Annotated in this window: 1 pseudogene; it reads left to right on the top strand. The window is 74.2% G+C overall.

The window, feature by feature from the left end:
* Positions 1 to 643: pseudogene (locus AX737_RS16750) on the top strand (hypothetical protein); the annotation flags it as partial.

Raw genomic sequence — 643 nt, 5'->3', positions numbered from 1 at the left:
ACGAGTACGACCGCTCCCTGGGACGCACCGGCGCGCACCTGATGGTGCACGGCTCCTGCTCGTCGCGGGGCTGCTTCGCGATGACGGACGAGGCGATCTCGGAGCTCTATGCCGTGGTGCGCGAGGCCTTCGCGGGCGGGCAGCGTGCCGTCCAGTTCCAATCCTATCCGTTCCGCATGACCCCGGAGAACCTGGCCCGGCATCGGCAGGATCCGAACGTCGCGTTCTGGAGGAACCTCAAGGAGGGGTCCGACCGCTTCGAGGTGACGTGGGCCGAGCCGGTCGTCGGCGCCGCGGGCGGTCGCTACGTGTTCGATGCCGGCGGCGACGAGGCCACGGCCGGCGCGGTCGCGCGGAAGCAGGCGGACGACGAGCGGCAGGTCGCCGCCCTCGTGGCGAGCGGGACGCCGGCCGTCCGGCTGGTGTACGAGGACGGTGGCCAGCACCGGGCTTTCCGCGAGACCATGATGGCGATGGGAAACGGGCTCGGCGAGGTGAGCCGCCCCGAGGCCCTGGCCGCAGGGCCGCGCGAGGTCGCGATGCCGGCCTCGGGCCCGGTTGCCCTTGCCGGACAGCGCGAGCCGGTCCGGGGTGCGGCGGCACGCAAGCCGCCGGGGCCCGGCGGGACCGAGGCGGAGCGCCA

The organism is Methylobacterium sp. CCH5-D2 (assembly GCF_001556475.1).
GTDB lineage: Bacteria > Pseudomonadota > Alphaproteobacteria > Rhizobiales > Beijerinckiaceae > Methylobacterium > Methylobacterium hispanicum.
This window is presented reverse-complemented; position numbering and strand designations above follow the sequence as displayed.